Here is a 3,349-nt window from a genome sequence, read left to right as displayed (position 1 = left end):
GGCAACCACGCCCGGCTCGACAGACGACGGAGACTCATGCGGTTGGATCGCTCGTGGGTAAGGTGTGCGGCGCGTCGTGCGCGGGTTCCCAGATTCTCCCCGAGACCGCCGATTCGGCAAAGGCCAATGCCGTCCCGGTTGCCCGCGACTCTGCACTGTTTTGGTCTGCACCAATGGGGGGTATCCTTGAGGGAATCTCGTCGTTTGCGTTTCCCCTCGATCGGCGACCATCGACAAATCGCCGTGTACTAATTACGCTGGTTGATCTTGGCGGCATAGACAAGTGGGCCGTATTGAGGAGCCTGGAATGAATACCAAGCGGATCCTGTTGAGCGAGAGCGACATCCCCACCCAGTGGTACAACTTGCAGGCCGACCTGCCCGAGCCTTTGCCGCCGCCGTTGCACCCGGGCACGCTCCAGCCGATTGGTCCGGCGGACCTTGCGCCGCTGTTCGCCCGGGAGTTGATCCTCCAGGAGGTCAGCCAGGAGCGATGGATCCCGATTCCGGACGACGTGCGGAAGATCTACGCGATCTGGCGTCCAGCGCCGCTGGTCCGGGCGACCGGCTTGGAGAAGGCGCTGAAGACCCCGGCCCGCATCTATTTCAAGGACGAAAGCCACAGCCCGCCTGGCAGCCACAAGCCCAACACCGCGGTGCCGCAGGCCTACTACAACAAGATGGCCGGCATCAAGCGCATCGCGACCGAGACCGGCGCCGGGCAGTGGGGCAGCGCGATGAGCCTGGCCTGCCAGATGTTCGGGCTCGAGTGCACGGTCTACATGGTCAAGGTCAGCTACGAGCAGAAGCCCTACCGCCGCTCGATGATCCAGACCTGGGGCGCCGAGGTCATCCCGAGCCCGAGCAACCGCACGAACTCCGGCCGGGCGATCCTCGCGGCGCACCCCGACTCCACGGGGAGCCTCGGCATCGCGATCAGCGAGGCGGTCGAGGACGCCGCCACGCGGCCGGACACCAACTACGCCCTCGGCAGCGTGCTCAACCACGTCTGCCTGCACCAGACGATCATCGGCCTCGAGACCAAGGCCCAGCTGGCCAAGATCGGCGAGAAGGCGGACGTGCTCATCGCCTGCGTCGGCGGCGGCAGCAACTTCGGCGGCTTCACCTTCCCCTTCGTGCGCGACAAGGCGCACGGCGACAAGGTGCGCCTGGTCGCCGTCGAGCCCAAGGCCTGCCCGACGCTCACGCGCGGCAAGTTCACCTACGACTTCGGCGACGTCGCGAAGCTCACCCCCATGATGCTCATGTACACCCTCGGCCACGACTTCACGCCGGCCTCGATCCACGCGGGCGGCCTGCGCTACCATGGCGACTCGCCGCTCGTGAGCCAGCTCGTGCACGAGGGGATCGCCGAGGCGGTGGCCTACCACCAGAACCCGGTTTTCGAGGCGGCGGTGCTGTTCGCGCGCCACGAGGGGATCATCCCGGCCCCCGAGTCCTCGCATGCCATCAAGGGCGCCATCGACGAGGCGCTGCGCGCGCGCGAGGAGGGCAAGAGCAAGGTCATCGTCTTCAACCTCAGCGGGCACGGGCACTTCGACATGACGGCCTACGACAACTACTTCAGCAGGAAGCTCGAGGACTTCGAGCTGCAGCAGGCCGACATCGACGAGGCGCTGAAGAACGTGCCGAAGGTCGGCGCCTAGGCACCGGGCCGCGTGGATCGCGAGCAGGTACTGTTCCGCCTCTTCGGCAAGTACTGCGCGGCGGGGACGATCCTGTACACGGAGGGCTCGCCGGGCGAGGAGCTGTTCGTGATCCAGAGCGGCGCGGTCCGCGTCGGCGCGGCCGGCGGCGGGAGCGAGGTGCTCGGCGCCGGGCGGGTCCTCGGCGAGGAGGCCTTCTTCGGCCGCGTGTCGCGCACGGGCCGGGCCGAGGTCGTCAAGGACAGCCGGTTGCTGCTCGTCAGCGACCGGACGCTGGACGCGGTCGCCCGTCACGGGCCGGAGGTCACCCGGGTCGTGGCCGAGCAGCTGCTGGAGATCGCGGGGGACGCCGCCAGGCGGCTGGACGCGTGGGTGCTTGCGCGCCAGGCGCTGCGCGCCGAGCCGCACCTGCTGTCAGCGCGCGAGCTGTCGCCGACCGGCCTCGCCGAGCTCTCGGGTCTCGCCCCCGGGGACGCCCGGGCGGTGCTCGAAGCCCTGGCGGAGCGCGGGGCCATCGCCCGCGCGCCGCAGGGGGACGCATACCGCGTGGAGGATGCGGCGGTGCTCGAGCAGGCGCTGCTCGAGATGTCCGCGGCGGTGGCGTGAGCGTCGCGGTCCGCGGCGGCAGTCGAGAGCGGGGGCGGGGAGCATGACGGAACAGGAGCAGGACGGGCGGGAGCCGGCGCAGGATGGGCCCGAGGGGCAGGACGCGGCGGCCACGCAGCGGCGGCCCGAGGGGCCGCGCCAGCCGCGGGTCCCCGAGGGCCTGTGGGTCATCTGCCCGGGGTGCCGCGAGATCATCTACCGCAAGGAGATCGAGCGCAACCGGCGTGTCTGCCCGAAGTGCTCGCACCACTTCCGCATCGGCGCGCGCGAGCGCATCCGCCTCCTCGTCGACGAGGGCAGCTTCGTGCCGCACGACGAGGCGGTGGGCCCCGAGGACCCCCTGCACTTCAAGGACTCGCGGCGCTACGCCGACCGCGCGCGCGACGCCGCGCGCAAGAGCGGCTCCACCGAGGCCGTCCTCTGCGGCGAGGCGTGCGTGCTGGGCAGCCCGGTCCAGCTCTGCGCCTTCGAGTTCGACTTCATGGGCGGCAGCATGGGCTCGGTGGTCGGCGAGCGGATCGCCCGCGCGGCCGCGCGGGCGACGGCGCGGCGCACGCCGCTGATCATCGTCTCCTGCTCGGGCGGCGCGCGCATGCAGGAGGGGCTGCTCTCGCTGATGCAGATGGCCAAGACCGCGGCCGCGCTCGCGCGGCTCGGCAAGGCCGGGCTCCCGTACATCTCCATCCTCGCCGACCCGACGACCGGCGGCGTCAGCGCGAGCTTCGCGATGCTCGGCGACGTCACCATCGCCGAGCCGAACGCGCTCATCGGCTTCGCCGGCCCGCGGGTCATCGAGCAGACGATCCGCCAGAAGCTGCCCGAGGGGTTCCAGAGATCCGAGTTCCTCCTCGAGCACGGGATCATCGACGCCATCGTGCACCGCAAGGAGATGCGGGCGCGGCTGGCGCGGACGCTGGCCTGGTTCGGGGCGCCGCGGGCGGCGATCAAGGTCAACGGGAACGGGAAGAAGTGACCTTGTCGTACGAGGAGATGCTCGGGCAGCTCCTCGGCGCGGCGCGGTTCGGGATGGACCTGGGGCTCGGGCGCGTCGAGGCGGCGCTGGCCCGGCTCGGGGAC

3 protein-coding genes are annotated in these 3,349 nt (G+C 70.5%); all 3 read left to right on the top strand.

The window, feature by feature from the left end:
* The first annotated feature begins 307 nt into the window (after positions 1-307).
* The 3 genes from VI078_00360 to accD are packed head-to-tail and all read left to right on the top strand — an operon-like array spanning position 308 to position 3,245.
* Entirely contained in the window at positions 308-1,666 is a 1,359-nt protein-coding gene (locus VI078_00360; GenBank protein ID HEY5997739.1) for a TrpB-like pyridoxal phosphate-dependent enzyme, read from the top strand.
* Positions 1,667-1,678: 12 nt separating this feature from the next.
* A complete protein-coding gene (locus VI078_00355) occupies positions 1,679-2,272 on the top strand; it encodes a cyclic nucleotide-binding domain-containing protein (GenBank protein ID HEY5997738.1) in 594 nt (197 codons plus the stop codon).
* Positions 2,273-2,315: 43 nt separating this feature from the next.
* Complete coding sequence (gene accD, locus VI078_00350; protein HEY5997737.1) at positions 2,316-3,245, top strand: acetyl-CoA carboxylase, carboxyltransferase subunit beta; 930 nt, start codon at positions 2,316-2,318, stop codon at positions 3,243-3,245.
* The last annotated feature ends 104 nt before the right edge of the window (positions 3,246-3,349 follow it).

Source organism: bacterium, assembly GCA_036524115.1.
GTDB lineage: Bacteria > JAUVQV01 > JAUVQV01 > JAUVQV01 > DATDCY01 > DATDCY01.
This window is presented reverse-complemented; position numbering and strand designations above follow the sequence as displayed.